The following is a 25943-nucleotide window of genomic DNA, read 5'->3' as shown; positions in this document are numbered from 1 at the left end:
AGGGCCGGGCGAGTCGTGCCGGGCACGCCGTGGAGGGCTCCGTCCCGCAGCCCCTGCGTGGCACGCTGCGCGCGGGCATGCGTCATCCGGGGCCGGTCATCGCCGTGGGGGTGCTGGGCGCGACCGCGGTGACGGCGGGCATCGCCTGGCGCAGGCAGCGCCGCCGCCACTGACGGCTCCCGGCCCGCCGGGGCTCGACACGACACCACCCTCGGCCGAAAACTCAGTCCGTCTGGACAAACAAAGTTTTCGGTGCGAGGGTGGTCGCATGCTGGACGTGACCGTGATCGAGGACCCCGAGGCGGCGGCGGTGTCGCTGGACCCCGTCCGGGCCCGGCTGCTCGCCGAGCTGGCCGCCGGACCCGCGTCGGCGGCGATGCTGGCCGGCAAGGTCGGACTGCCCCGCCAGAAGGTGAACTACCACCTCAGGGCGCTGGAGCGGCACGGCCTGGTCGAACTGGCCGGAGAGCGCCGCAAGGGCAATGTCACCGAGCGGCTGATGCGCGCGACCGCCGCGTCGTACGTCATCTCGCCGGCCGCCCTGCCCGCCGTGCAGCCGGACCCGGACCGCTTCCGTGACCAGCTCTCCGCGCGCTGGCTGCTCGCGCTCGGCGCCCGCCTGGTGCGCGACGTCGGCGCGCTGATCACCGGCGCCGCCAAGGCCAGGAAGCGGCTGGCGACCTATGCCCTGGACGGCCAGGTCCGGTTCGCCTCCGCCGCCGACCGCGCGGCCTTCGTGCAGGAGCTGACGGCGGGTGTGAGCGCCCTGATCCGCAAGTACGACGCCCCGGACGCCGACGGCGGCAGGGACCACCGGATCGTCGTCGCCCTCCACCCCACGGTCAAGGAACAGCAGCCCGACCCCGCACTGGACCAGTGAGAAAGAGCCCCGCCATGCCCCAGGAATTCGAGATCGTCCGCGAGTTCGAGGTCGACGTCCCGCCCGAGAAGGTGTGGGAGGCCGTCACCACCGGAACCGGTGGCTATCTGTGGCCCATGGACCCGCCCGAACCCCGGGTCGGCGGCTCGGGGCCCTTCGGGTCCACGGTCACCGCCTGGGACCCGCCCCACCGCTACACCAACCGCAGCGAGGACGTCGGTTTCCCGGTCCAGTCGCTCAACCAGCTCGACTACACCATCGAGCCCCGCGACGAGGGCCGCCGCGCCTGGGTGCGCTATGTGCACAGCGGCATCTTCACCGACGACTGGAACAACCAGTACGACGGCGCCAGCAAGCACACCAACTTCTATCTGCACACCCTGTGCGAGTACCTGACGCACTTCGCGCCCCGCCCGGTCACCTTCGCCCAGCTGAACGGGCCGGCGGCCTCGGGGACCCCGGAGGCCCTCGCCGCCGCCGGGCGTGCCCTCGGCCTGGCGGACGACGCCGCCGCGGGTGCGAAGGTCGCCGTCCAGGGTCCCGGCGGACGGACCCTGGACGCCGTACTCGACTACCGCAACCCGTACTTCATCGGGCTGCGCACCGACGACGCGCTCATCCGCTTCTTCGGGCGCGGCCACTGGGGCGCCCCGCTCGGCATCAGCGTGCACGACTTCGCGCCGGACGCCGACGCCGAGGCGAACGAGAGCGCCTGGCAGGACTGGCTGGACGGAGTGTTCAGCCGGTCCTGAGAGCGGCTTCGCTCACGGGCGGAAGCGCAGCACCTGCGGGTCGTGGTCGCTGATCTGGTCGTTGAACTCCGAGTTGACGTGCACGCTGTCGTACTCGAAGTCGCAGCCGCGCCGGATCGCCGGGCTGATCAGGATCTGGTCCAGGACCTGCTCGTTGCCCTGGTAGTCGTAGGTATAACGCTCGCTCTTCGGCAGCGACTTGATCGCCGACCACAGCTCGCCGTCGCCTTCGAGGATCTTCGCGGTCTCGGAGAACTCGAAGTCGTTCATGTCGCCGAGCGCGATGACGTTCGCGTTCTTCTGCACGGACAGGATGTCCTTGACGAACGCGTTCACCTCGGTCGCCTGGGCGTGGCGCTGGATCTCCGAGCTGCGCACGGGCGGCTGGTACTGCGAGGTCAGACCCTGGTCGCCGCCCTTGGAGTTGAGGTGGTTGGCGATCACGAAGACGGTCTTGCCGCGGAAGACGAACTCGCCGGCCAGCGGCTTGCGGCTGCTGGTCCAGGCCGCGTTCGTCGGGTCGATACGGCCCGGGGAGACCGTCAGCTGCGCCTTGCCGTCCACCTTGGTGACACCGACCGCGGTGGTGGACTCGCCGCCCGCGCGGTCCACGAAGGAGACCCGCTCCGGGTTGAACAGGAACACCTGGCGGATGTTGCCGCCGGGCTCGCCGCCGTCCTGGTCGTTGACCGGGTTGATCGAGCGCCAGTCGTACTTCGGGCCGCCCGCCGCGACGATCGCGTCGATCAGCTTGTTCACGGTCTCGTTCGCGTCGACCGTGCCGTCGTCCTTGGCGCCGTTGTTGTCCTGGATCTCCTCCAGGGACACGATGTCGGGCGACTGAAGGTTGTTCACGATCGCGGCGGCGTGCTTGTCGAAGGTGGCGTCCGACGGGTCGAGGTTCTCGACGTTGTAGGTCGCCACCGCCAGCTCGCGGCTCGACTGCTTCCGCGTGGTCTCCCGCTCCAGGCCGCCGCTGTGCAGCGTGCCGAGCTTGCTCGCGACCAGGGTGTAGCCGCCGTACTGGTTGAAGTCCAGCGGGCCGGTGGTGGTGCCCTCCAGGGTGTCGCCGACGTTCGCCTTCGGGAAGTCGGCGGTGGAGCCCAGCGACTGGATCTGCAGCCGGCCGGTGTTCTGCGAGTCGTAGGAGCCGTAGACCGTGCCGCCCCGGTTGCTGCGGTGCTCCCACGGCTTCACCGTGACCCACAGCTCGCTGTAGGGGTCGGTGGCGGTGACCACGCGGGTGTCCTCGACCTGGACGTTCATGCCCTCCAGGGACTCGTAGTAGTCCAGGGCGTACGTCGACGGGTCCAGGGTCAGGCCGTTGATCGAGCCGGCGGCGGCGGTGTCGCCCTCGGGCGTGTACGCGTCCGGCACCGAGTCCTCGTCGATCACGACCGGCGCCGGGACCGCGTTGCCGCTGGAGACGGTGGTGATCGTCGGCTTGGTGATCTCCGTCAGGGACTGGTTGCCGGAGGAGGCGCCGCCCGGGACGTACTCGGAGACCGTGCCGGTCACCGTCACCGAGTCGCCGACCGCGACCTTCGGGGTGGAGCTGGTGAAGACGAAGACGCCCTCGCTGGTGGCCGGGTTGTCGTCCGGGCTCGGATCCTGGATCCAGAAACCTCTCGAGGAGCCGTAGGTGCGCGTGGCCGTGACGACGCCCGGCACGTCCGTCACCTTCTGGCCCGCGAACGGCGATATTCGGGTGGTGCCCTGGATATCGTGGATACGCACGGAGTCGGCGTGCGCGGGCGAGGTGAGGACGACGGCGGACGCCGCACTGCAGACGGCGGCGACGGTGAGCGCGGCGAGGCGCGCGGAAGACCTGCTCGGCAAGGGATCCCTCCGGGGACGTGACGATGCGCCGGGACGAGGGTGGTACGGGAGCGTGTGGGGCTCGTAGCCCTCTGTGACACGCGTAGAGCCGAGTGAACAGTTGTCCCCCCAACTTCTACGCGCGTCAATCTCCTGCCTGGGGTGGGGAGTTGTCAAGGTTTCGGCCATGTACGACGGCTGACGGGGAGATGAACCGGGCGGCATGGGTGGAAATCCGTCTAGGCTGAGCGGCTGAGCCCGTTCACGGTCCGAGGAGAACCAGCCGATGTCAGACAGCTCCCCCCTGCCGCCCGTACGGCTGCACTCCGAAGCGGAGCTGGCACGCGCCGCGCTGTCCACTCCGCTGCTCTCCCGCGCCGCCCGCCTCGCCCGCTGGGCCGGGCCCGAGACCCGTGTGGACGCCGGTGGCGGACTGGCCGAGGAGCAGCTTCCGGCCGCCGCCGAACTGCTCGGACTGAGCGGCGATGACGCCGCCGCGTACGCGAGTGAGGCCTGGCGGGTCGCCGTGGACGCCGGACTGGTCGAGATCGTGGACGAGGAGGCTGGCACGGTCCGGGCCGGCGAGGAGCTGAAGCTGCTCACCGCCGGCGCCCCGGCCGATGTGCTCGCCGTGTGGCTCGCCGCGCTGGAGACCGTCATCGCCGACGCGAGCGTTCCGGATCTGGACGATCTGGTCGACGCCCTGGACGAGGGCGGCCGGATCGATTTCTCGTCACTCGACTGGGATCCCGAGGCCGAGGCGGAGTTCCTGGACGGCGTCCTCGGCAACCTGTATCTGCTGACCGTGAGTGAGGACGGCCCCGGCGAGGGCCCGGTCCCGCTGCCCGCCCTGGCCGCCTCGATGATCGTCCCCGACGGCATGGGCGAGCCCACCAACGACGTCCTGGAGCAGGTCTCCGACGCGATGATGCGGCTGGACGACCAGTTCCGGATGCTGGAGCCGGCCGGGGTCGTGGAGTACCGGCCGGTGGACGAGGCCCTCATGGCCGACCCCGACGAGGAGCCCGCCGCGCCGGTGGACGACACCGACGTCTCGCGGTACGGCATGGTCCGGCTCACCCCGCTCGGCGCGTACGGACTGCGGGCGCGGCTGCTGGAGGCCGGGTTCCAGGCGCCGGCCGTCGGTGAACTCGCCGACAAGGGAGCGGACGCGCTGCTCGACGGTACGGCCGCGTTCGGCCAGGCGGCGGCGCACGCCGAGACCGAGCAGTGGCTCGCCCGGCGGGAACCGCTCGCCGGGGCACGGGAGTTGCTCGCGGCGGCACGGGGTGGGGACGCGGGCGCGCCGCTGCGCCGGCTGCGCTGCCAGCAGGCCCTGTCCCTGATCGGCGCGGAGGCCGAGCCGGCGCTGCGGGAGGTGCTGGACGACCCGGAACTCGGCGGGCTGGCCCGGGTGTGGCTCAGCGAACGGGGTGCGGCGGGTGTGCCGGCACCGTCCGAGGAGCTGGTGTTCTGGCTGACCATCGACACGGTGGCGGCGCAGCTCGCGGCCGAGGGGAACTCCGAGGAACTCCAGGCGCTGGTGGAGGGGCTGGCCGCGCAGCACAGTGGGTTCTTCTCCGCGGCCTGGCGGGTGGAGCACCCGGCCACGGCCGAGGTGCTGGAGGCGATGGGGCGGCTGCATCCGGACAAGAAGGTGGCGAAGGAAGCGCGCAAGGCCGCGTTCAAGGCGCGATCGCAGTACGGGGCTTGACATCTCCTTGAGCCGGTCATGGGGTGACGCATACGGATTCTTGAACAAGGGCCTCTGAAGCAGTCCTTTGTTCAACCCCCGTTCAAGGTGCGGCGGGAGCGTGTGCGCCGAACCGAGGTCTGCCACCCTCCACGGCACTCCCACCGTCTCAGGAGACACACCATGTCGCTCACCCGCAGGGACTTCGCCAGAAAATCCGCGATCACCGGTGCCGGTGTCGCCCTGGCGGGCAGCGTCGGCGCGCTCGCCACGGCGCCGAACGCCCTCGCCGCGACGGACATCGACAGCGACGAGGTGGAGTCGGCGCGCGGTGGCCACCACGGCATCGGCTACGGCCCGCTGATCTCCGACCCGAACGGCATCCTGGCCCTGCCCGAGGGCTTCACGTACAAGATCATCACCTACAGCGGCCAGACCAAGCTGGAATCCGGCGAGTTCACCCCGTCCAACCACGACGGCACCGCCACCTTCGAGGGCCCCCGCGGCACCACCCTCCTCGTCAACAACCACGAGCTCGCCGGTGCCCGCGCCAACTGGCCGCACCCGGTCCCGCTCACCGAGGGCCTCGTCTACGACCCGGCCGCGGCCGGCGGCTGCACCGTCGTCGAGGTCCGCCACGGCGGCGAGGTCGCCGAGTGGGTCGGCATCGCCGGCACCGCCACCAACTGCGCGGGCGGCAGCACCCCGTGGGGCACCTGGCTGACCTGCGAGGAGACCGAGGACAAGGCCGGCAAGAACGGCTTCACCAAGGACCACGGCTACGTCTTCGAGGTCGACCCGGAGGACCGCCGGGCCAACCGCGACCCCAAGCCGATCAAGGCCCTCGGCCGCTACGCCCACGAGGCCGTCGTCGTCGACCCCAAGCGCGGCCACCTCTACCTGACCGAGGACGCGGCCGGCCCCAACGGCCTGCTCTACCGCTGGACCCCGCCGGAGGGCTTCCGCCACGGCCGCGGCAAGCTGCGCACCCTCGCCGACGACGCCGGTGTGCTGCAGGCCTTCAAGTGCTTCGACTCCGGCGGCAAGTTCGTCGACGACCTCTCCCGCGCCACGAAGATCGGCACGGTCTACGGCGTCGACTGGGTGGACGTCCCCGACCGCGACGCCAAGACGGTGTCGGTCCGCAAGCAGTTCACCGACGGCCAGGTCACCCACGCCCGCAAGCTGGAGGGCATGTGGTGGGGCGACGGCGGCGCCTACATCGTCTCCTCCTTCGCCCGTGCGGAGAGCCCGGTCCAGCACGACGGCCAGGTCTGGTTCTACGACCCGCGGCGCCGGACCCTCACCCTGAAGGTGCTGCTCGGTGTGAACCCGGACCCGGCCAAGGACGGCGCCTTCGACGGCCCCGACAGCATCACCGTCTCCCCGTACGGCGGCCTCGTCATCGCCGAGGACGGCGAGGGCGTCCAGCACCTGTTCGGCGCCACCGAGAGCGGCCGCACCTACCCGATCGCCCGCAACGAGCTCAACATCGGCACCGAAGCGGAGCCGGAGTACAGCGAGTTCACCGGCGTCACCTTCTCGCCCGACGGCCGGATCCTGTTCGCCAACATCCAGACGCCCGGCATCATGCTCGCCATCACCGGGCCGTGGAAGCGGCAGCAGCGGTAACGCCGGAAGCGGGGATTAATTCGCTCGCACCCCCAGAGCTGCGCCTCCTACAGTGAGATCACAACGTCACGCACCTCCCGGTGCGATGGCAGCGGCTACTTCCCTGTCCAGGAATGAAACAACAGCCGCAGCCGACTTGATCTCGGGAGGCGCAGCTCATGGTGGGTGTCCGGTGCGCAGGCAGCGGATACTTCATGGGATCAGAAGGCTGCGGGTTCGAATCCCGTCATCGACCACGGGTCGATGTAGCTTAACGGATAGAGCATCTGACTAAGGACCGTCGCCGACTTCCGACCTCGGGCACCCTCCACTTGCTGCGCCTCCCTCCGAAACAGCAGAGAATTCGGGGGAATTCGCCATGGCGCGATTCAACACGCGTGCCGCGAAGGCACAGCCGGTCTCGCCCGTCACCACGACCGGCCGGATCCTGCCGACGTACGAGGGCGGCCGGGGGCACGAGCGTGACGCACGCTCCGAGCTCTTTCTGCTCGCCGTCTCCAACTTCGTCACGCGGAGCACCTTCTACGAGTCCGGCACCGACCGTGACGACCGGTTCGCCCGGCTGGTGCGCGAGCTCGCCGTCCGCGACCCCGACTGGACGGCCGGCCTGCTCGGCTGGCTGCGCGGTGACGGGCAGCTGCGGACGGCCTCGCTCGTCGGCGCCGCCGAGTACGTGCACGCACGTCTGACGGCCGGCGCGAGCGACGGCCCGTCGAACCGGCAGGTCGTGGACCGCGTACTCCAGCGCCCGGACGAGCCCGGCGAGTTGCTCGCGTACTGGACGTCTGTCCACGGCCGCGCCGTACCCAAGCCCGTCAAGCGCGGGGTCGCCGACGCCGTGCGGCGGTTGTACCACGCCAAGGCGCTGCTGAAGTACGACACCGCGTCCAAGGGCTACCGCTTCGGCGACATCCTCAACCTGGTGCACGCGGCGCCGGACCCGGACAAGCCGTGGCAGGGCGAGCTGTTCCAGTACGCGCTCGACCGCCGGCACCGCCCGGACGCCGCCGTGCCGCCCGCGTCCCTGCCGGTGCTCACGGCGCACCGCGAGCTGATGGCACTGCCGCTGGGGGACCGGCGGGCGGTCGTCACCTCGCCCGGCGGCGCCGAACGGCTCGCGGCGGCCGGGATCACCTGGGAGGCGCTGGCCGGGTGGCTCCAGGGCCCCATGGACAAGGCGGCCTGGGAGGCCGTGATCCCGTCGATGGGTGCGATGGCGCTCGTCCGCAACCTGCGCAACTTCGACGAGGCCGGGGTGTCCGACGAGGTCGCGGCCCGGGTGGCGGCGAAGATCAGCGACCCGGAGCAGGTGGCGCGCTCGCGGCAGTTCCCCTTCCGCTACCTCGCCGCCCACCGGCACGCGCCGTCGCTGCGCTGGTCCTACCCGCTGGAGCAGGCGCTCGGCCACTCGCTGGCCAACGTGCCCGCGCTGCCGGGCCGGACGCTGGTCCTGGTCGACCGGTCGGGCTCGATGTTCTGGTCCCCGTCCCAGGACCGCTCGGGGCTCACCCGGGCCGACGCGGCGGCGATCTTCGGTACCGCGCTCGCGCTGCGGGCGGCCGACGCCGACCTCGTGCAGTTCGGTACGACCAGCGACACGGTGAGGTTCCGCAAGGGCGAGTCGGTGCTGAGGATCCTGGAGCGCTTCGGCAGCCTGGGCGGCACCGACACCACCGACGCGGTGCGCCGGCACTACCGCAAGCACGACCGGGTGCTGATCGTCACCGACGAGCAGTACGCCCCGAGCCGGCACGGCGGCCCGACCGACCAGATCCCGGCCCATGTGCCCGTCTACACCTGGAACCTGGAGGGATACCGGGCGGGCCACGGACCGTCGGGCACGGGGAACAGGCACACCTTCGGCGGCCTCTCGGACGCGGCCTTCCGGATGGTGCCCCTCCTTGAGGCGGCCGACGACAGCCGCTGGCCGTGGCAGGCCTGAGCGGCATCCGGCCCTGAGCGTGGCCCGCACTTCTACGGGGGGTGCGGGCCACATCCGTGCCCGGGGATTGTCGGGCACGGACTTGACATCTAACATTTCAGTTCGTGCAGAGCCTACGACCGGTTCCCCGCACCCTGCTGCGGGACCGCGCCTACGCCGCGATCCGGGACGCCATCGTGGCCGGGGAGATCGAGCCCGGCGCGGTGGTGCGCGACGCCGACCTCGCCGAGCGGCTCGGGCTGTCCCGTGCGCCCGTGCGCGAGGCCTTCTCCCGGCTGGTGGACGAGGGGCTGCTGGAGAGCAAGCCGCAGAGCTACACCCGGGTCACCCCGCTCGTCGCCGCCGACGTACGGGACGCGGCGGCCGTGGTCGGCGCCATGCACGAGCTGGTCACCCGGGTCGCCGTCCCCCGACTGCGGCCGGCGGACGTCGCGGAGATGCGCGCGGCGAACGACCGGTTCGCCGCCGCCGTGCGCTCCGGCGACGTGGACGAGGCCCTGCGCGCCGACGACGACCTGCACGACGTGCTGGTCCGGGCGGCCGGCAACCGCGCGGCCGCCGCCACCGTCGCCCGCTACACCCCGCTCATCCGCCGCCTGGAGCGGCAGCGCTTCGGCGAGGGCGGCTCGTGCCGCTCGGCCGGACTGCACGAGCGGCTGATCGAGGCCTGCGCCGGCGGTGACGTGGACGGCGCGGTCCGCGTCACGGAGCAGATCTGGCGCACGCTCACCGACCTGGCCGACCCCGACTGATCCCTTCTCCGTCCCTGGAGGTCCCGTGTCCCTGGCGTCGTACGACCGTTACCCCCTCCTCTTCGGCCCCTCCTCGGTGCACCCGCTCCCACGCCTGACCGCGCACCTCGGCGGCGCCTCGCTGTGGGCCAAGCGGGAGGACTGCAACTCCGGGATCGCCTATGGCGGGAACAAGACCCGCAAGCTGGAGTACCTGGTCGCCGACGCGCTCGCCCAGGGCTGCGACACGCTGGTGTCGATCGGCGGGGTGCAGTCCAACCACACCCGGCAGGTCGCGGCCGTCGCCGCCCGCGCCGGACTCGGGTGCGTGCTGGTGCAGGAGAGCTGGGTCGAGTGGCCGGACTCCGTGTACGACAAGGTGGGCAACATCCTGATCAGCCGGCTCGCCGGGGCGGAGGTGCGGCTGGTGCGGGCCGGGTTCGGAATCGGGTTCAAGGAGAGCTGGGAGCAGGCGCTCAGGGACGTCGAGGCGGCGGGCGGCAAGCCGTACGCCATTCCGGCCGGCGCCTCCGACCACCCGCTCGGCGGCCTCGGCTTCGCCAACTGGGCCTACGAAGTCGCCGAGCAGGAAGCGCAGTTGGGTGTCTTCTTCGACACGGTGATCGTGTGCTCGGTGACCGGGTCCACGCAGGCGGGCATGGTCGCCGGGTTCCGGGCGCTCGAGGAGGCGGGCGGACGGCGGCGCCGGGTGATCGGCGTCGACGCGTCGGCCGAACCCGCCGCCACCCGTGCGCAGATCGCCCGCATCGCCCACGCCACGGGCCGACTGATCGGTGTGAAGGGCGAGTTGACCGAGGCGGACATCGAGCTGGACGAGCGGTACCACGCGGGGACGTACGGCATCCCCGACGCGTCGACCCTGGAGGCCATGAGGCTGGCCGCGCGGACCGAGGGCATGGTCACCGACCCCGTGTACGAGGGGAAGTCGATGGCCGGGCTCATCGATCTCGTCGGGCGCGGCGAGATCGGCGCGGACTCCACCGTGCTCTACGCCCACCTCGGCGGCCAGCCGGCGCTGAACGCCTACAGCGCCCTGTTCTAACCCCGCTCCGACCGAGCTCGCACCGACGCCCCGCTTGGAGGGCGGGGCCATGATGGGAGAGTGCCCCACCCCACGAAGTCCGGTCCTGCGGGGGTCTCCGGCTCGGCTGAGATCTCCGGCTCGGTTGAGGTTTCCGGTCTGCTGGAGGTTCCCGGCTCGGTTGAGGTTCTCGGCCGGGTTGGGGTTCCTGGAGCAGCCGAGGTCCCCGGCCCGCACGAGGCCCCCGGCTCGGCTCAGGTCGTCTCTGGCCCTCCCGAGGTCCCTGGACCAGTCGAGGCCCCCGGTCCCTCCGAGACCCCAGGCCCGGCTGGGGTCGCTGGACCCTCCGAGGCCCCCGGTCCGCCCAAGACCCCCCTCCCGGCTGCGGCCCCCGGCCGGCTGGGGGCGGAGCCCACGCCGCGGAGCGCCGTGGCGTGGTTGCCGCCGGCCGGGCTGTGGCCCGCGATCCAGGGCATCCGTGCCGAGCACGACCCGCAGATCCGCCGTTGGCCGCCCCATGTGAACCTGATCTTCGGCTTCGTACCGGAGGAGGACTTCGCGGCGGCGCTCCCGCTGCTGGCCGCCGCGGCCACGGAGTGCGAGCCCTTCGACATCCGGCTCGACGGGGTCCGCTTCTTCCGTCACCGGTCCTACTCCACCGTGTGGCTCGACCCCGCGGCGGCCGGCGCCGCGCCCTGGACCGAGCTGAGGCGCCTGCTGGCGGAGCCCTTCCCGGCCTGCACGGACCGCTTCCCGCGCTTCACCCCGCACCTCTCGCTCGGGCGCACCCGCGCCCCGCGTGTCCTCGCGGCCGAATGCGCCGCCCGGCTCGGGGTGCTGCACGCCCGCGTGGACGAGATCGCCGTGCTGTCCCGCCGCGGTGACGGCCCCATGCGGACGCGTGCCACGGTCGGCCTCGGCACCGGTGAGGTACGCCGCCACCTCGGTCCGGACCCGGCGAGCGGCGGATACGAGCCACCGGAGCGGCACTGACCGGGCGAACCGGGTCTCGCTAGGCTGTGGAGACGATCCCCGGGTGCGAGGAGTTGCTGGATGCCGCAGGTCAGGCCCATGCGCGCGGACGCCCGGCGCAACTACGAGCGGTTGCTGAAGGTGGCGGCGCAGGCCTTCGCCGAGCACGGGGAGAACGCGTCGCTGGACGACATCGCCAAGCGGGCGGGCGTCGGCTCCGGCACCCTCTACCGGCACTTCCCGACCCGGCAGGCGCTGCTGGAGGCCGCGTACGTGGACCGGATGGAGGCGCTGGGGGCGCGGGCCGACGAGCTGGCGGAGGAACTGCCGCCGGGTGAGGCGCTGATGGAGTGGCTGAACGAGTTGTGCGTGGCCACGATCCAGGTGCGCGGGATGAAGGCGCTGCTGGGGTCGGCGGTCACGGACGGCAGCTCGGCCGCGTCGACGGCGTGCGCCACGACGGTGCAGCGGGCGGCGGGCCGGCTGGTGGAGGCGGCTCAGAGGGAGCGTGCCCTGCGGGCCGACCTGCGGCCGATCGAGCTGCTGCGGCTGGCCCACGGGGTGGCGACGGCTTCGGAACTGGGGGGTGGGCAGGGGCGGGAGATCCGGCGGTACCTGGCGCTGCTGATGGAGGGGCTGGCGCCCTGAAGGGGCGCGGGGCCGCATTGACCATGCGGCCCCGCCGCGCGGGCTCGGCCGGCCACCACGGACCCGCACCCGGCGAGGGTCCGCATCCCGACGGCGGCCTTTGGCCGCATAGCTCCCCGCACCCCGCGAGCTACAGGGCCCGTGCCCCCGGCTCCACCATGTTTCTCACCGTCCGGGCCTTCACGAAGTCGCCCAGCGCCGTCATGTCCCACTCGCCCGAGAACTGACGGACGAGCTTGGCCATCATCACGCCCGTCTGGGGCTCGGCGTGGGTGAGGTCGAAGCGGACCAGCTCCTCGCCGGTGGTGGCGTCCAGCAGACGGCAGTAGGCCTTGGCGACCTCGGTGAACTTCTGCCCGGAGAAGGAGTTGACCGTGAAGACCAGGCCGGTGACCTCCTGGGAGAGACGGCCGAGGTCGACCGTGATCACCTCGTCGTCGCCCGCGCCCTCACCGGTGAGGTTGTCGCCGGAGTGCCTGATCGCGCCGTTCAGGATCGTCAGCTTGCCGAAGTAGCAGCTGTCGAGGTGGTTGCGCTGCGGGCCGTAGGCGATGACCGAGGCGTCCAGGTCGATGTCCGCACCGCGGAACGCCGGCTCCCAGCCGAGCCCCATCTTGACCTGGGAGAGCAGCGGGCGGCCGCCCTTGATGAGGGAAACCGTCTGGTTCTTCTGGAGGCTGACCCGCCCCTTGTCGAGGTTGATCTTCCCCGCGCCCGGCGCCGGGGAGGGCGGGACCGGGGGAGCGGACACCGGCGGGGCCGGAGGGGTGACCGGCGGCTGCATGGCGGGCGGCGGGGCGACCGGCTGCTGCGGCGGGGCCGCGGGGGCGGCGGCCGGCTGCGGGGGTGCCGCGGGCGTGGCCGCCGGTTCCTCCACCGTTACCCCGAAGTCCGTCGCGATGCCGGCCAGCCCGTCGGCGTACCCCTGGCCGACCGCGCGGGCCTTCCAGACGCCGCCCCGGCGGTAGATCTCCACGACGACCAGCGCGGTCTCCGCGCCGAGCTGCGGCGGGGTGAACGTGGCCAGCACCGTGCCGCCGTCCGCGTCGCGGATCGTGGCCGTCGGCTCGATGCCCTGGAAGGTCTGGCCGGCCGCGTCCGGGCTGGCCGTGACCACGATCTTCTCGATGTCCGGCGGGACGGCGGCGGTGTCGACCGTGATCGCGTCCGGCGCCGCACCGCCGCCGGAGGTGTACGTCACGCCCGGCCCCGCCGGCTGGTTGTAGAAGATGAAGTCGTCGTCCGAGCGCACCTTGCCGTCGGCCGTGAGCAGCAGGCCCGACACGTCGAGCCGCACCGGAGCGGCGACGTCCACCGTCACGCGTGCGGCAGGGAGAGCGATGTTCGAGCCAGGGGTCATAGCTGTCATGCCGGGTGAACGAACGACACCGCTTTACCGTTCCCTTACCCGACCCCCGATCGGCTCAGGGTCCGGCCCCCGATCGGCTCAGGGGCCCGACCCCGATTCGCCTCAGGGCACCACCACGATCTTCCGTCCCACCCCGGCCGCGAACTGCTCCAGCGCCTGCGGGTAGCGGGCCAGCGGGATCCGGTCGCTGATGAACACCTGCGGGTCCAGCACGCCGTTCGCGAACAGCTCGGCCGCCCGCTCGAAGCTGTGCAGCACCGCCATGGAGCCGGTGATGGTGATCTCCTGGTTGTAGATGCGGTACGGGTCGATCGTCACCCGGGTCGCGTAGTCGGCCACCCCGAACTGCAGGAAGGTGCCCGCCTTCGCCACCCGCTCCAGGCCGTCCTGGATCGCCGCCGCGTTGCCGGTCGCGTCCACGACCACGTCCCAGCCCCGCGGGCGGTCCAGCTCGTCCGCGCTTCCGGCCGCGCCCGAGACACCGAGCTTGCGGGCGGTCTCCAGCCGGGCCGGGTTGACGTCGACCACGTCGACGCTCGCCGCGCCGGTCCGCTTGGCCAGCTCCAGCATCATCAGCCCCATGGTCCCGGAGCCGTAGATCAGCACATGGGCGCCCAGGCGGGACTGCAGGACGTCGTAGCCGCGCACCGCGCAGGACAGCGGCTCCACCAGGGCCGCGTCCTCGGTGCGCACGTGCTCGGGCAGTTTCACGCAGTTGGCCACGGGGGCGACCGCGTACTGTGCCGCCCCGCCCGCCGTCGTCACGCCGATCGCGCCCCACCGCTCGCACATGTTGTTGTGGCCGTCGCGGCAGTAGCGGCACTCGTAGCAGTACAGGGAGGGGTCCACGGCCACCCGGTCGCCGACCGCGACCTCGGTGACCTGGCTGCCGACGCCGACCACCTCGCCCGCGAACTCGTGCCCCGGGACGATCGGCAGCTTGGGCGCGAACTCGCCCTGGAGGATGTGCAGATCCGTGCCGCACAGGCCGCAGGCCGCCACCTCCACGACGACCTCGCGGGGGCCCGGAGTCGGGTCGGGCACCTCGGTGACGACGGCGCGGCCCACGGACTCGATGACGGCGGCCTTCATTTCACAGCTCCCAACGACAGGCCCTGGACCAGCTTGTCCTGGGCGGCGAACCCCGCGGCGAGCACCGGCAGGGAGACGACGAGCGACGCGGCGCACACCTTGGCCAGGAACAGGCCCTGGCTGGTGATGAAGCCGGTCAGGAAGACGGGGGCGGTCTCGGCGACCACGCCCGTCAGGACTCGGGCGAACAGCAGCTCGTTCCAGCTGAAGATGAAGCAGATCAGTGCGGTGGCGGCGATGCCGGGCAGGGCGATCGGGGCGACCACGCGCGCGAGGATGGTCGGCAGCCGGGCGCCGTCGATCTGGGCGGCCTCGATCACCGCCACCGGGACCTCGGCGAGGAACGACTGCATCATCCACACCGCGATCGGCAGGTTCATGGAGGTGTAGAGGATGACCAGGAGCCAGATGTTGTCGAGCATCCCGGTGTTCTTCGCGAACAGGTAGATCGGCAGCAGACCGGCCACCACTGGCAGCATCTTCGTGGACAGGAAGAAGAACAGGACGTCCGTCCACTTGCGGACCCGCCGGATGGACAGCGCGTACGCCGCCGGCAGGGCGAGGAGCAGCACGCAGATCGTCGACACCACGGACGCCACCGTGGAGTTGATCAGCGCCGGCCAGGGGCTCGCGCCGCCGCCCGACCCGAAGAACTCGCGGTAGCCGTCGAGGGTCAGCGACGCGGCGAAGGACGGCGGGTTGGTCGCCGCGTCCGCCTCGGAGTGGAAGGACGTCAGCGCCATCCAGGCGATGGGCAGGAAGAACACGATCCCGACGAGCCAGGCCACGAGACCCAGGCCGCCTCGGCTCCGCACGGCGTTCATGCGCGGGACACCTCCTCGCGGAACAGGGACGACACCACGCGCAGGGCGAAGGTCGCGATGATGATCGAGCCGATGACCACCAGGACGCCGGCGGCCGAGGCGAGGCCGTTCTCGTGGGCCTGGTAGAAGCTCTGGTAGACGGTGTAGGGCAGGTTGGCGGTGTCGAGTCCGCCGGACGTGATCGTGAAGACCGCGTCGAAGTTCTGGACGATGTAGATCGAGCCCAGCAGGGCGCCGAGTTCGAGGTAGCGGCGCAGGTGCGGGAGAGTCAGATGGCGGAAGACCTGCCAGTCGTTCGCGCCGTCCACCCGCGCGGCCTCGATCTGCTCGTGGTCACGGCTCTGCAGGCCGGCGAGCAGGATCAGCATCATGAACGGCGTCCACTGCCACACCAGGGAGGCCTCGACCGCGAGCAGCGGAGTGTTGGAGATCCAGTCGGGCTGTGGGCCGCCCACATAGTGCAACAACCCATTGAGCAGTCCGTATTCGGGGTTATAGAGCACATGCTTCCAGAGCAGGGCCGCGGCCACCGGGACGACGAGGAACGGGGCGATCAGCAGGGTGCGGACGACGCCCCGGCCGCGGAACCTCCGGTCCAGGAGCAGGGCCAGCGCCAGTCCGAGGACCAGGCTGACCAGCACCACCGTCACCGTGAGCAGCACGGTCGTCCAGACCGAGTGGCGCAGGTCCGCGTCGGTCAGGACCTGGCGGTAGTTGTCCAGGCCGGTGAAGTGGCGGGCCTTGGGATAGAGGGCGTTCCAGTCGAAGAAGGAGACCACCAGCGTGGCCACGAACGGCAGCTGGGTCACGACGATCATGAAGACGAGGGCGGGCATGAGGGGGGCCCGGGTGGCCCAGGCGCGCAGGCGGGCGGAGGGTTGCCGCGTGGCGCGTACCGGTGTGGTCGCAAGGGGTGCTGTCGTCGCGGTCATCGTCCCTCGTACTCCTTGGAGATCTTCTCGGCGAGCGCTTGAGACTTCTTCAGGGCCGACTCGACGGACTGGCGTCCGGCGATGGCCGCACTGATCTCCTGGGAGACCTTGGTGCCGAGGTCGGTGAACTCGGGGATGCCGACGAACTGGATGCCGGGCGCGGGGCGCGGCTGTACGCCGGGGTCGTTCGGGCGGGCGCTCTCGATGGCCTGCTTGGTCATGTCCTGGAAGGCGGCGGCCGATGCGCGGTACTCGGCGTTGGTGTACGTCGACGCCCGCTTGCCCGCCGGGACGTTCGGCCAGCCGCTGGTCTCGCCGACCAGCCGCTCGTACTCCTTGCCGGACGCCCAGGACACGAACTTCCAGGCCTTGTCCGGATTGCGGGAGGCCTGCTGGATGCCCCAGGCCCAGGTGTAGAGCCAGCCGGAGGACGGGGTCTTCTCCACGGGGGCGGGGGCGTAGCCGAGCTTGCCCTTGACGGGGGATCCCTTCGCCTCCAGCAGGCCGGCCGCTGAGGTGGCGTCGTACCACATGGCGACCTTGCCCTGCGTCATGTCGTTGAGGCACTCGGCGAAGCCGGACTGGGCGGCGCCGGACTCGCCGTGCGCGCGGACCAGGTCGACATAGAACTTCGTCGCCTTCTCGAACTCGGGGGAGTCGAGGTGCGCCTTCCAGTTCTTGTCGAACCAGGTGCCGCCGAAGGTGTTCACCACGGTGGTCAGCGGCGCGATCATCTCGCCCCAGCCGGGCAGGCCGCGCAGACAGATGCCCTTCATGCCGGATTGCGCGCCGTCCACCCGTGCGGCGAGGTCGGCGACCTGCTGCCAGGTCGGATGCGCCGGCATCGTCAGACCCTTCGCCGCGAACACGTCCTTGCGGTACATCAGGAAGGACGACTCGCCGTAGAAGGGCTGGCCGTAGAGCTTGCCGTCGGAGGCGGTCAGGGACTGGCGCATGGGGCCCAGGACGTCCTGTTCGTCGTACGACGGGTCCTTGGCGACGTACGAGCTCATCTCGTGCAGCCAGCCGTTGCGGGCGTAGATCGGTATCTCGTAGTTGCTCAGCGTCGCCACGTCGTACTGGCCCGCCTGGTTGGCGAAGTCCTGGCTGATCTTGTCGCGGACGTCGTTCTCGGGCAGGACCGTGAAGTTGACCTTGATGCCGGTCTCTTCGGTGAAGCGGGGGGCGAGCTTCTGCAGCTCGGTCATCTGCGGGTTGTTGACCATCAGCACGTTGATGGAGTCGCCGCCGGAACCGGTCCCGCCCGCACCGACCCAGCAGCCGGAGAGCAGCGGGGCGAGCAGCGTCCCTGCGGCGGCCATGGCGAGCGTGGCTCGCGGCCTCCGTCGGCTCTGGGTTCGCATGGATCGCTCCTGGAGATATCGGGAGATAAGGGGCGCTCGGCGGTATGGAGGGCCGCCAAGGGAGTGGGGTGGACTTTCAGACCCGGATGACCTGCGGGCCCAGCAGGGAGTAGCGGTGGGCCTCGGAGGCCGGGAGCTGGGTGCTCGTCACGATCGCCTCCAGCGCGCCGACCTCGGCGAACCGGCAGAAGCTGACCGCGCCGAACTTGGTGTGCACGCCCGCGAAGACCGTGCGGCGGGCGGCCCGTATCGCCTGCGCCTTGACCTCGCTGACCGCCGGGTCGGGCGTGGTCAGGCCGTGCTCGCGGGAGATGCCGTTGGCGCCGATGTAGGCGAGGTCGAGGACGAAGCCGGCGAGCATCTTCGTCGTCCAGTGGTCGACGGTGGCCAGCGTGCCGGCCCTGACCCGGCCGCCGAGCAGCAGCACCGAGACATGCTCGGCCTCCGCCAGGGCGCCCGCGACCGGCAGGGACGCGGTGACCACGGTCAGCGGCCGGCCGGAAGGCAGGGCCTCGGCGATGAGCTGCGGGGTGAAGCCCTCGTCCACGAAGACCGTCTCCGCGTCCCCGAGCAGCTCGGCCGCGGCGGTCGCGATCCGGCGCTTCTCGGGCACATGGCTGGTGGCGCGGAAGGCGAGCGTCGTCTCGAAGCCGGCGCTCTCCACCGGATAGGCGCCGCCGTGCGTACGGCGGACCAGTCCGTGGTCCTCCAGGGCGCGCAGATCGCGCCGGATGGTCTCCTTGGCCACGCCCAGCTCGGCGGCGAGCGCGGTGACGTCGACCGAGCCGGTGGCGCGCGCGGCCCGCACGATCGCGCGCTGGCGCTCTTCCGCCGTCCTCGTGCTCATCTCGTCACCCACCTTCCCGCGGAACTGCCCGTTCGGGCCCATGGGGGAAGTTCTACAGCGGGTGTGCGGCACTGACCAGGCTTGTTGCGGGCTCGATGCTGCCCGCTTGTGCCCGTTTACCGAGGGCGGTGCCCGGCGCGGACCTGCGAGGCCGTGTCCGGCGGGGTGGGAGCGGGCGCCGTGGATGCCCGAACACGGCGGCGGGCGGGCCCGTTCGGTGCCCGCCCGCGCGCGTGAGCGATCGTTTCGCGCCGCCGAGGGTCCTCGGGCAGGTGCCCGAGGCGCCCGGGAGGCTCAGTACGGCCAGATCGGCGGGTCGTTCACGAAGTGCCCGCCGAGGTGGCCGTGCGCCGGGTTCGACGGGTCCAGCTCGCCCTGTTCGGCGATCAGCTTCTCGGCGTACGGCTCGGAGTCGTCCTGCGGCTCGTAGCCGAGCGCCCGCGCCGTGGTCAGGTCCCACCACAGCCGGGTGTTGGCGGAGGAGCCGTAGACGACCGTGTGGCCGACCTCCTCGGCGGTCAGGGCCGCGTGGAAGAGGCGGGCGCCGTCGGCCGGGCTCATCCACACCGAGAGCATGCGCACGCTGGTCGGCTCCGGGAAGCAGGAGCCGATGCGCACGGACACGGTCTGAAGGCCGTGCTTGTCCCAGTACAGCTGGGCGAGGTCCTCGCCGAAGGACTTGGACAGGCCGTAGAAGGTGTCCGGGCGGCGCGGGGTGTCGATCGGGATCAGCGGCTCGCCCGCGCGCGGGGCCGGGGTGAAGCCGACGGCGTGGTTGGAGGAGGCGAACACGATCCGGGGTACGCCCTCCTGGCGGGCGGCCTCGTACAGGTTGTAGGTGCCCTCGATGTTCGACTTCAGGATCTTCTCGAAGGGCGCTTCCAGGGAGATGCCCGCGAGGTGGAGGACCGCGTCCACACCCCGCACCGCCTCGCGCAGTGCCCCGGTGTCGGTGAGGTCCGCGGTGATCGCGTCCGGCGCGTCCTCGATGGGGCGCACGTCGAACAGGCGCAGCGTGTAGCCGTACTCCGGCAGCAGGGACCGCATCAGGGTGCCGAGTCCGCCGGCGGCGCCGGTGAGCAGAACGGTGCGGGGAGCGGGCATCCTCGGTTCTCCTTGTGGCCGGTATTCACATACGTGGACACGCTAGAGAGTTTCGCCGTGCACCGTCAAGTGTCCCGTGATGTTGGTGAATCCGCTCCCGGCGTTGCGAGTTTGCCTGCTTGACCTGTCATAAGAAGGCCCCTTAGCGTGGTCGCGTTCAGAAATATAGACGTGGATCAGAAACATGCACCGGCGTGTCTCAAGGGAGAGCCCGTGACGCCAGCCCCCCTCACCGAACGGCTCTGCGAACCGAGCGGGCCGCTCTTCTTCCCCGTCACGGCCTACGGCCCCGACGGCTCGCTCGACCTCGACGTCTACCGCACCCACGTCCGCCGCGGCGTCGCCGCCGGTGCCGCCGCCGTGTTCGCTTGCTGCGGCACCGGGGAGTTCCACGCGTTGCTGCCCGAGGAGTTCGAGGCCTGCGTCCGGGCGGCCGTGGAGGCGGCCGAGGGCCGCGTCCCGGTCGTCGCGGGCGCCGGCTACGGCACCGCGCTCGCCGTCCGCTACGCCCGTCTCGCCGAGCGGGCGGGCGCCGACGGCCTCCTCGCCATGCCGCCGTACCTCGTCCTCGCCGGTCAGGAGGGGCTGCTGCGGCACTACCGGGAGGTCACCGCCGCGACCGCCCTGCCGGTGATCGTCTACCAGCGCGACAACGCCGTCTTCACCCCGCGCACGGTGGTGGAGCTCGCCCGCACCGACGGGATCATCGGTCTCAAGGACGGCCTCGGCGACCTCGATCTCATGCAGCGGATCATCAGCGCCGTACGCACCGAAGTCCCCGGCGACTTCCTGTACTTCAACGGCCTGCCCACCGCCGAGCAGACCCAGCTCGCCTACCACGCCCTCGGCGTCCCCCTGTACTCCTCGGCCGTCTTCTGCTTCGCCCCCGAGATCGCCCTCGCCTACTACCGGGCCCTGACCGCGGGCGACACCGCGACCCTGCGGCGCCTCCTGGACGGCTTCTACCGCCCGTTCGTGGAGCTGCGCGCCCAGGGCCGCGGCTACGCCGTCTCGCTCGTCAAGGCGGGCGTACGGCTGCGCGGCCTGGACGTCGGCGAGGTCCGGCCCCCGCTGCACGAACCGGCCGAGGACCACGTCAAACAACTCGCCCAGCTGATCGAGCGGGGCTACGCGCTGCTGGAGGAGGAGGCGTGAGCAAGCGTCGGTACGGCCTGGAGGGGGCCGCGTGAAGGCGTCGGCGTTCGTCTACCCCTGGGATGTCAACGGGGATCCCGAGGCCCCCGCACGCATCGCCGGGCTCGGCGTGGAGCAGGTGACCCTCGCCGCCGCCTACCACTCCACGCGCGCCCTGACCCCGCGCCACCCCCGCCACCGCATCGTCACCGCCGAGTACGCGGCCGTGCTCTACCCGCCGGGCGACCGCTGGGCGGGCCGGGGCCTGAGGCCGTACCCCGCCGGCCGCTGGGCCCCCGGCGACGCCTACGGCGAGGCGGCGGCGGCCCTGACCGCCGCGGGCCTTCAGGTGCACACCTGGGTGGTCCTCGCCCACAACTCCCGCCTGGGCGCCGAACACCCGGACACCTCCGTCGTCAACGCCTACGGCGACCGCTACCCGTGGGCGCCCTGCATCGCCCAGCCCGCCACGCGCGCGTACCTGGTCGACCTGGCCGCCGAGGCCGCCGTACGCCCCGGCGCGCACGGCACCGAGCTGGAGTCCCTCGGCTGGTACGGGCTCCAGCACCTGCACGCCCACGACAAGATCTCCGGGGTCGGCCTCGGCGAGGCCGGGCAGTACCTGATGTCCCTGTGCTTCTGCCCGTCCTGCCGCGCCGGGTACGCCGGACAGGGCATGGATCCCGAGGAGTTGGCAGCCTCCGTGCGCGCCGCGCTGGAGCCGCTGTGGCGGGGCTCGACCGGCGACGAGGGCTGGCCGACGGTTCAGAAGCTGCTCGGCGAGGAGAAGACGGCCCGCACGCGCGCGTGGCGCGACGACACCGCCGGCACGCTCCAGGAGGAGGCCGTCGCCGCCGTACGCACCACCGCTCCGGCCGGGTTCCAGGTCCTGCTGCACGCCGACCCGGTCTCCTACCACTGCGGCGCCAACGCGGGCGTCGACCCCGCCCGCGTCCTCGCCGTCGCCGACGGCGTGGTGGTGCCCTGCACCGGCGGTGCGGCCCTGCTGGCGCCCTTCGCCGAACAGGCCCTGGAGCGGACGGTGCTGGCCGCCAACCTCACCGTCGTCTCCGGGATGGGCGGCAGCCCCCGCACGCTCGCGGCGGACGCGGCACGCGCGCGTGTGCGGGGCGCGACCGAACTGCGGCTCTATCACGCCGGATTGGCGTCCGACGGTGACCTGGCGGCGGTACGCGAGGCGCTGTCGGCGCGCTGAGCCAGGGATGCCGCCGTCCCGAGCAGCGCCAGGCCGTACACCGGCAACAGCAGCGGGGGTGAGGCCAGTTCGACCAGCCCCGCGCCGCCGGCCAGTCCGACGGCGTTGGGCGTGAGGAGCAGGGTGCCGGCGGTGGCCGTGGCCCGGCCGAGCAGCGGGCCGGGCGTCTGCTGCTGCACGGCGGTGAAGACCGCGACGAGCACGCAGGGCAGGCCGAGACCGGCCGCCGCGGACGACGTGAGGGCCACCGGGTCCGACGGCACGGCACGGGCGGCCACCGCGAGCGCCGTCAGCGCGATCCCCGCCGCCGCGAGCCGGCGCGCGCCGAGCCGCCGCAGCGCGGCGCCCGAGACCAGCCCGGCCGTCACCGAACCGGCGCCCTGGACGGCGTACAGCACGCCGGTGTACGCGGGGGAGTGACCGAGACCGTCGACGACGGCGTACAGCGTGGTGCTGCCCAGGGAGGTGAGGAGCATCGTCGTGCCGCCCGCCCGGACCAGCGGGCGCAGCCCCGGGTGGCACCACAGGTGCAGGACGCCCTCCGCGGTCTCCTCGCGCCAGCCGCCGCCGGACCGTGCGGGCCGCTCCTCGCGCACCCGCAGCAGGGCGTACAGCCCGGCGGCGACCACGAAAGTGCCCGCGTCCAGGCAGGCGACGGCCAGGCCGCCGAAGGCGGTGTACAGACCCGCCCCGGTCAGCGGGGCGACGAGCTTCATGCCCTCGGTGACGGCCATGCGCAGCCCGTTGAAGTCGCCGAGGCGCTCCGCGGCGATCGCCGCGCTCACCAGGGCCGACTCGGCCGCGTCCTGCACGACCTCGGCGGCGCCGTAGACCAGCAGGACGGTGAAGAGCAGCCACAGGCCGCCCGGGGAGTCCACGGTGCACAGGGTGAGCAGCAGGGCTGCCAGGCCGGTGTTCAGAGCCACCAGCAGCGGCTTGCGCGGCAGGCGGTCGGCGATCGTGCCCAGCGGCGGGCCGGCCAGGGTGGGGGCCCACATGGCGAACATGCACAGCGCGGCCAGGCCGTCGGACCCGGTGAGGTCCTTCACCCACACACCCGAGGCCAGGAACAGCGCGGAGTTGCCGAAGCCCGACACCACCACCGCCGTCAGATACAGCCCCGCGTTGCGGTCCCGCAGCACGCGCCGCAGGGTCCAGGAAGTCGTCATGCCTGCTCATCGTGGGTCTGAGGCGGGCGGGCGCGGATCGGTAAGGTGCCTTATCCCGCCGGGCCGGCGGACGGCGGCAATCCGTCGGAACCTGTCGGTAATGCCCCTGGGGCGCGCGCCCGCCCGAACCTACCGTCGGCGCCATGCGCTACATCGCCCCGATCCTGATCGGTCTCGTCTACGTCCTGCTGATGTCCCTCGTCCCGGAACGCCACCGGCGCCGCCTGAACGCGGTCATGGTGGCCGGCGCGGGCGCCGCCTATCTCAGCGGCGGCGGACTCGGCGGCTGGGAGTTCGCGTTCACCGCGGCGGCCACCTGCGTCGCCTACAAGGGCCTCGACTCCTGGGCCTGGATCGGCGCCGGCTGGCTGCTGCACACGGCCTGGGACGTCGTGCACCACCTCAAGGGCCACCCGATCGTCCCGTTCGCCCACGACTCCTCCTTCGGCTGCGCGCTGTGCGACCCGGTGATCGCGGTGTGGTGCCTGGGCGGCGGGCGATCCCCGTGGCGGCGGCCGCACGGCACCGATGAGTTTTCGCGGGCCGGCCGGTCAGTCCTTCGTACGAGGAGCGCAACCGTGAAGGAGTAGCGGCATGACCGTGATCGACCTCGGCCCGCAGACACAGATCGTGGCGCGGCTTGCCGAGTCCGTGGCCGACGAGCAGCTGTCGGCCCGCACACCGTGCCCCGACCTGGCGGTGCGGAATCTGCTGGGCCACCTGCTGCACCTGTCCATCGCCTTCCGGGACGCGGCCCGCAAGGACCTCGGTACGACGACGGACACCGCCCCGGACGCCGCCGTCCCGGACATCGGCCCCGGCTGGCGCGAGGAGCTGGCCAAGGTCCTGGACGAACTGGCCGACGCCTGGCGCGACCCGGACGCCTGGACCGGCATGACCCGCGCGGGCGGGGTGGACCTGCCCGGTGATGTCGCCGGCGCCGTCGTCACCGACGAACTGGTCGTCCACGGCTGGGACCTGGCCCGCGCCGTCGGCCGGCCCTACGCTCCCGACCCCGCGGCCCTGGACTCGGCCCACGGCTTCCTGCTCGCTGCCGCCGAGGACCCGCACCGCGGTGGCGGCATCTTCAGCCCGGTCGTCCTGGTGCCCGCGGAGGCGCCCCTGCTGGACCGGGCGGTGGGGCTGAGCGGGCGGGACCCGGGGTGGCGTCCGTAACGGAAGTACCTCGAAGAAACATCGGTCACCGCATCGTCGCGGAAATGGATCAGGCCGCCCAGCACGCCTCCGTACCGGGCGCCTGGCCTCCCGTCGGGCACTGAGTAGGTGGTCCGGTGCGGCGTGAGTACCTGCGCCGGTGTGCCGGGCATCCCCCTGCCGGTTCACCGGGTTCCTCCGAGGATGCCCCGGCCTTCAGGCCGGGGAGGAATCGGACTCCTGCGGAGCAGGGCAGGGGTAGCCGGATCGCCGTCAGGGCGATCCGGCGTCCACCCCGCACGGCGGTGATGCCGCCCACGATGATCAAGAACTCTCAACTGTCAGTGCTCTCAGGTAGGTTCGGATGCATGACGACAGAGGCGACCACGAAGGACACCGGGCATGCCCGGTACACCTTCCGTGTGCGCCTGTCGAACACGGCCAGGCGCCGGCTCGAAGCCGAGTGGGATCGCTGCCGCTGGATCTGGAACGAATGCGTGGCCAAGTCCCGGCAGGTCCACGTGCAGGGCACAGCGGGTGGCGAGAAGCTGACCTGCGGTCCGGCTCAGCTCGACAAGATGCTGACCGAGGCCCGCGGGGCGACGCCCTGGCTGGCTGAGGGCGCGAGCGTGCCTCAGCAGCAGGTGATTCGGGACTTCGCCAGGTCGAGGGCGAAAGCGCTGAAGGACATCAAGGACCGGTTGCCGATGCACCGGCGGGCCGGGATGCCCCGCTTCAAGAAGAAGCGGGAGGCGCGGCCCAGCCTCAACTACACCAAGCGCGGTTTCCGCCTCAGGGACGGCCGCCTGCACCTTGCGGGCGGGATTGTGCTGAGGGTGGTGTGGTCGCGGCCCCTTCCGGCCGACCCGTCGAGTGTGCGGGTGTTCCAGGACACGCTCGGACATTGGTACGTGTCCTTCGTCGTTGCCGCGCAGAGCGAACCGCTCGCCGCCACGGGGCGCGTGCTCGGGGTGGACTGGGGTGTGAAGGAGACCGCCACCACCACCGACGACGCCTACGATCTGCCGCATGCCGAGCACGGCAGGCGGGCCGCGCAGCGGCTGGCGAGGTATCAGCGGATGATGGCCCGGCGCCGGCGTCCGAAGGGACAGCCCGCATCCGCCGGCTACCGCAAGGCGCAGGCACGGGCGGCGAAGCTGCACAAGAAGGTGGCGAGGCAGCGTGAGGACACCGGCCGCAAGTGGGCCAAGTCCGTGATGCGCGGCCACGACGGGGTTGCGGTGGAGGACTTCAGGCCGAGGTTCCTGGCGAAGACCACCATGGCCCGCAAGGCGGCCGATGCCGCCATCGCCGCGACGAAGCGTGCCCTGGTCGAGATGGGCCGCAAACACGGGCGGGAGGTCCGTCTCGTGCGCCCGGCGCACACCACGATGGACTGTGCCACGTGCGGAGCGAGAACCAAGCACGCACTGCCTCTGTCGATGAGAACGTATACCTGCACCGCGTGCGCAGCCGTGTCCCCCAGGGACAAGAACTCCGCCCGCGTGATGCTGGTCCGGGCAGGTTGGAACCCGGACGGTGCCGAGGGCGTAAGACCACCCGAGCCGCCGGCTCCGGTGGCGGCCTGAGCCGTAAATCCCCGCTCAGCCCTGGAGGGTGACGCATC

Annotated in this window: 23 protein-coding genes; 14 read left to right on the top strand and 9 right to left on the bottom strand. The window is 71.8% G+C overall.

Annotation, left to right across the window (positions count from 1 at the left end):
- Positions 1 to 268: 268 nt before the first annotated feature.
- A complete protein-coding gene (locus tag ACIBJF_RS03075) occupies positions 269 to 880 on the top strand; it encodes an ArsR/SmtB family transcription factor (protein ID WP_399171913.1) in 612 nt (203 codons plus the stop codon).
- Between the two features lie 14 nt (positions 881 to 894).
- Complete coding sequence (locus ACIBJF_RS03070; protein WP_399171912.1) at positions 895 to 1632, top strand: SRPBCC domain-containing protein; 738 nt, start codon at positions 895 to 897, stop codon at positions 1630 to 1632.
- A 12-nt stretch (positions 1633 to 1644) separates the two neighbouring features.
- Here ACIBJF_RS03070 and ACIBJF_RS03065 read toward each other — a convergent pair whose 3' ends face one another.
- Positions 1645 to 3471: an endonuclease/exonuclease/phosphatase family protein gene (locus tag ACIBJF_RS03065; protein ID WP_399171911.1), complete on the bottom strand. Its 1827-nt coding sequence runs from the start codon at positions 3469 to 3471 to the stop codon at positions 1645 to 1647.
- A gap of 265 nt (positions 3472 to 3736) precedes the next feature.
- Here ACIBJF_RS03065 and ACIBJF_RS03060 point away from each other — a divergent pair, with 265 nt between their 5' ends.
- From ACIBJF_RS03060 to ACIBJF_RS03030, 7 genes are all read left to right on the top strand, one after another.
- Entirely contained in the window at positions 3737 to 5164 is a 1428-nt protein-coding gene (locus ACIBJF_RS03060; protein ID WP_399171910.1) for a hypothetical protein, read from the top strand.
- Between the two features lie 162 nt (positions 5165 to 5326).
- Complete coding sequence (locus ACIBJF_RS03055; protein WP_399171909.1) at positions 5327 to 6775, top strand: alkaline phosphatase PhoX; 1449 nt, start codon at positions 5327 to 5329, stop codon at positions 6773 to 6775.
- Positions 6776 to 7133: 358 nt separating this feature from the next.
- Positions 7134 to 8717, top strand: coding sequence for a TROVE domain-containing protein (locus ACIBJF_RS03050; RefSeq protein ID WP_399171908.1), 1584 nt, complete (start codon positions 7134 to 7136; stop codon positions 8715 to 8717).
- 104 nt (positions 8718 to 8821) lie between these two features.
- Positions 8822 to 9469: a GntR family transcriptional regulator gene (locus ACIBJF_RS03045; RefSeq protein ID WP_399171906.1), complete on the top strand. Its 648-nt coding sequence runs from the start codon at positions 8822 to 8824 to the stop codon at positions 9467 to 9469.
- Positions 9470 to 9494: 25 nt separating this feature from the next.
- Positions 9495 to 10511 carry a 1-aminocyclopropane-1-carboxylate deaminase gene (locus tag ACIBJF_RS03040; protein WP_399171905.1) on the top strand — a complete coding sequence of 339 codons (1017 nt, stop codon included), beginning with the start codon at positions 9495 to 9497 and terminating at the stop codon, positions 10509 to 10511.
- A gap of 408 nt (positions 10512 to 10919) precedes the next feature.
- On the top strand, positions 10920 to 11483 hold the full coding sequence (locus ACIBJF_RS03035) for a 2'-5' RNA ligase family protein (protein WP_399171904.1): 564 nt from the start codon (positions 10920 to 10922) through the stop codon (positions 11481 to 11483).
- Between the two features lie 60 nt (positions 11484 to 11543).
- Positions 11544 to 12110, top strand: a complete 567-nt coding sequence (locus tag ACIBJF_RS03030; RefSeq protein ID WP_399171903.1) for a TetR/AcrR family transcriptional regulator — start codon at positions 11544 to 11546, stop codon at positions 12108 to 12110.
- A 130-nt stretch (positions 12111 to 12240) separates the two neighbouring features.
- Here ACIBJF_RS03030 and ACIBJF_RS03025 read toward each other — a convergent pair whose 3' ends face one another.
- From ACIBJF_RS03025 to ACIBJF_RS02995, 7 genes are all read right to left on the bottom strand, one after another.
- Positions 12241 to 13470: a TerD family protein gene (locus tag ACIBJF_RS03025; RefSeq protein WP_399171902.1), complete on the bottom strand. Its 1230-nt coding sequence runs from the start codon at positions 13468 to 13470 to the stop codon at positions 12241 to 12243.
- Between the two features lie 111 nt (positions 13471 to 13581).
- On the bottom strand, positions 13582 to 14571 hold the full coding sequence (locus ACIBJF_RS03020) for a zinc-dependent alcohol dehydrogenase family protein (RefSeq protein ID WP_399171901.1): 990 nt from the start codon (positions 14569 to 14571) through the stop codon (positions 13582 to 13584).
- A complete protein-coding gene (locus ACIBJF_RS03015; RefSeq protein WP_399171900.1) occupies positions 14568 to 15395 on the bottom strand; it encodes a carbohydrate ABC transporter permease in 828 nt (275 codons plus the stop codon). Before ACIBJF_RS03015 ends, ACIBJF_RS03020 begins: the two co-directional genes overlap by 4 nt.
- Complete coding sequence (locus ACIBJF_RS03010; protein WP_399171899.1) at positions 15392 to 16327, bottom strand: carbohydrate ABC transporter permease; 936 nt, start codon at positions 16325 to 16327, stop codon at positions 15392 to 15394. Before ACIBJF_RS03010 ends, ACIBJF_RS03015 begins: the two co-directional genes overlap by 4 nt.
- On the bottom strand, positions 16324 to 17691 hold the full coding sequence (locus ACIBJF_RS03005) for an ABC transporter substrate-binding protein (RefSeq protein ID WP_399171898.1): 1368 nt from the start codon (positions 17689 to 17691) through the stop codon (positions 16324 to 16326). Before ACIBJF_RS03005 ends, ACIBJF_RS03010 begins: the two co-directional genes overlap by 4 nt.
- A gap of 76 nt (positions 17692 to 17767) precedes the next feature.
- The gene (locus ACIBJF_RS03000) at positions 17768 to 18538 is read right to left on the bottom strand and encodes a DeoR/GlpR family DNA-binding transcription regulator (protein WP_399171897.1); all 771 of its coding nucleotides are present in this window, start codon (positions 18536 to 18538) and stop codon (positions 17768 to 17770) included.
- A gap of 294 nt (positions 18539 to 18832) precedes the next feature.
- Entirely contained in the window at positions 18833 to 19642 is an 810-nt protein-coding gene (locus ACIBJF_RS02995) for an NAD-dependent epimerase/dehydratase family protein (RefSeq protein ID WP_399171896.1), read from the bottom strand.
- A 213-nt stretch (positions 19643 to 19855) separates the two neighbouring features.
- Here ACIBJF_RS02995 and ACIBJF_RS02990 point away from each other — a divergent pair, with 213 nt between their 5' ends.
- Positions 19856 to 20797 carry a 5-dehydro-4-deoxyglucarate dehydratase gene (locus ACIBJF_RS02990; protein ID WP_399171895.1) on the top strand — a complete coding sequence of 314 codons (942 nt, stop codon included), beginning with the start codon at positions 19856 to 19858 and terminating at the stop codon, positions 20795 to 20797.
- Between the two features lie 31 nt (positions 20798 to 20828).
- Positions 20829 to 21992 carry a hypothetical protein gene (locus tag ACIBJF_RS02985; RefSeq protein ID WP_399171894.1) on the top strand — a complete coding sequence of 388 codons (1164 nt, stop codon included), beginning with the start codon at positions 20829 to 20831 and terminating at the stop codon, positions 21990 to 21992.
- On the opposite strand, the gene ACIBJF_RS02980 is transcribed toward ACIBJF_RS02985, so the two are convergent.
- Positions 21929 to 23161 carry an MFS transporter gene (locus tag ACIBJF_RS02980; RefSeq protein WP_399171893.1) on the bottom strand — a complete coding sequence of 411 codons (1233 nt, stop codon included), beginning with the start codon at positions 23159 to 23161 and terminating at the stop codon, positions 21929 to 21931. The genes ACIBJF_RS02985 and ACIBJF_RS02980 overlap by 64 nt on opposite strands.
- Before the next feature lie 143 nt (positions 23162 to 23304).
- Between ACIBJF_RS02980 and ACIBJF_RS02975 the strand changes: the two genes are divergently transcribed.
- The 3 genes from ACIBJF_RS02975 to ACIBJF_RS02965 all read left to right on the top strand — a co-directional run bounded on the left by ACIBJF_RS02975 (position 23305) and on the right by ACIBJF_RS02965 (position 25905).
- A complete protein-coding gene (locus ACIBJF_RS02975; protein WP_399171892.1) occupies positions 23305 to 23751 on the top strand; it encodes a DUF6010 family protein in 447 nt (148 codons plus the stop codon).
- 4 nt (positions 23752 to 23755) lie between these two features.
- Positions 23756 to 24337: a TIGR03086 family metal-binding protein gene (locus ACIBJF_RS02970; protein ID WP_399171891.1), complete on the top strand. Its 582-nt coding sequence runs from the start codon at positions 23756 to 23758 to the stop codon at positions 24335 to 24337.
- Between the two features lie 347 nt (positions 24338 to 24684).
- Positions 24685 to 25905, top strand: a complete 1221-nt coding sequence (locus ACIBJF_RS02965; RefSeq protein ID WP_399171890.1) for an RNA-guided endonuclease InsQ/TnpB family protein — start codon at positions 24685 to 24687, stop codon at positions 25903 to 25905.
- Positions 25906 to 25943: the final 38 nt, after the last annotated feature.

The organism is Streptomyces sp. NPDC050743 (assembly GCF_044456925.1).
Classification (GTDB): Bacteria; Actinomycetota; Actinomycetes; order Streptomycetales; family Streptomycetaceae; genus Streptomyces.
The sequence above is the reverse complement of the archived record's forward strand: the minus strand, read 5'-3'. Positions and strand labels throughout refer to the sequence as shown.

Bases quoted from the DNA above. Each gene is read 5' to 3' on its own strand.
- ACIBJF_RS03075 (WP_399171913.1), top strand. From the start codon at position 269: ATGCTGGACGTGACCGTGATCGAGGACCCCGAGGCGGCGGCGGTGTCG.
- ACIBJF_RS03070 (WP_399171912.1), top strand. From the start codon at position 895: ATGCCCCAGGAATTCGAGATCGTCCGCGAGTTCGAGGTCGACGTCCCG.
- ACIBJF_RS03060 (WP_399171910.1), top strand. From the start codon at position 3,737: ATGTCAGACAGCTCCCCCCTGCCGCCCGTACGGCTGCACTCCGAAGCG.
- ACIBJF_RS03055 (WP_399171909.1), top strand. From the start codon at position 5,327: ATGTCGCTCACCCGCAGGGACTTCGCCAGAAAATCCGCGATCACCGGT.
- ACIBJF_RS03050 (WP_399171908.1), top strand. From the start codon at position 7,134: ATGGCGCGATTCAACACGCGTGCCGCGAAGGCACAGCCGGTCTCGCCC.
- ACIBJF_RS03030 (WP_399171903.1), top strand. From the start codon at position 11,544: ATGCCGCAGGTCAGGCCCATGCGCGCGGACGCCCGGCGCAACTACGAG.
- ACIBJF_RS03025 (WP_399171902.1), bottom strand. From the start codon at position 13,470: ATGACCCCTGGCTCGAACATCGCTCTCCCTGCCGCACGCGTGACGGTG.
- ACIBJF_RS03020 (WP_399171901.1), bottom strand. From the start codon at position 14,571: ATGAAGGCCGCCGTCATCGAGTCCGTGGGCCGCGCCGTCGTCACCGAG.
- ACIBJF_RS03015 (WP_399171900.1), bottom strand. From the start codon at position 15,395: ATGAACGCCGTGCGGAGCCGAGGCGGCCTGGGTCTCGTGGCCTGGCTC.
- ACIBJF_RS03010 (WP_399171899.1), bottom strand. From the start codon at position 16,327: ATGACCGCGACGACAGCACCCCTTGCGACCACACCGGTACGCGCCACG.
- ACIBJF_RS03005 (WP_399171898.1), bottom strand. From the start codon at position 17,691: ATGCGAACCCAGAGCCGACGGAGGCCGCGAGCCACGCTCGCCATGGCC.
- ACIBJF_RS03000 (WP_399171897.1), bottom strand. From the start codon at position 18,538: ATGAGCACGAGGACGGCGGAAGAGCGCCAGCGCGCGATCGTGCGGGCC.
- ACIBJF_RS02995 (WP_399171896.1), bottom strand. From the start codon at position 19,642: ATGCCCGCTCCCCGCACCGTTCTGCTCACCGGCGCCGCCGGCGGACTC.
- ACIBJF_RS02980 (WP_399171893.1), bottom strand. From the start codon at position 23,161: ATGACGACTTCCTGGACCCTGCGGCGCGTGCTGCGGGACCGCAACGCG.
- ACIBJF_RS02975 (WP_399171892.1), top strand. From the start codon at position 23,305: ATGCGCTACATCGCCCCGATCCTGATCGGTCTCGTCTACGTCCTGCTG.
- ACIBJF_RS02970 (WP_399171891.1), top strand. From the start codon at position 23,756: ATGACCGTGATCGACCTCGGCCCGCAGACACAGATCGTGGCGCGGCTT.
- ACIBJF_RS02965 (WP_399171890.1), top strand. From the start codon at position 24,685: ATGACGACAGAGGCGACCACGAAGGACACCGGGCATGCCCGGTACACC.